This window comes from Salicola sp. AFF1 (genome assembly GCF_056783195.1).
The window spans coordinates 1-420 of the sequence record NZ_JBXAYL010000136.1; the positions used below are offsets into that span (position 1 = coordinate 1).

Here is a 420-nt window from a genome sequence, read left to right on the forward strand (position 1 = left end):
GGATTGGGCGTGTAGCGGTAGCTGTTCAGGCCTCCCTTGATGCCTATCGGGTCCGGGGTCAGGTAGCGCCCTGTTTCGGGATCGTAGTCCCGGAACCGGTTGTGGTAGAGCCCTGTCAGTTCGTCCTCAAACTGCCCCGGGAGCCTTATGGGCTGGTGAATAGGACCGCTGGGCGTGCTCGGGTCACAATTGCCCCAGGCATCCGCATTGGCCTGCCAGACAAGCTCGCCCTCCCCGCTCCAGAGCCGGATCGGCATGCCGCGCCAGTCGAGTTCGTAGTGATAAGGCTTGCCGTCGATCAACGTCAGTAGCGGCGCGTCGGTCTTCGGGTCTCGGATGTAGAATTCAGCGAACCCAGACGCGATTTTGGCCGCATCATCGCTAACTCGTTGATGCGGTTATTGTTTTAAGAAGCGCCCG

Annotated in this window: 1 protein-coding gene; it reads right to left on the reverse strand. The window is 60.5% G+C overall.

Features of this window, described 5'->3' with window-relative positions; translation table 11 throughout:
• The coding region (locus tag AC1RQI_RS17070) for an RHS repeat-associated core domain-containing protein (protein WP_481905810.1) at positions 1 to 302 on the reverse strand (302 nt) is incomplete at its 3' end.
• Positions 303 to 420 lie beyond the last annotated feature (118 nt).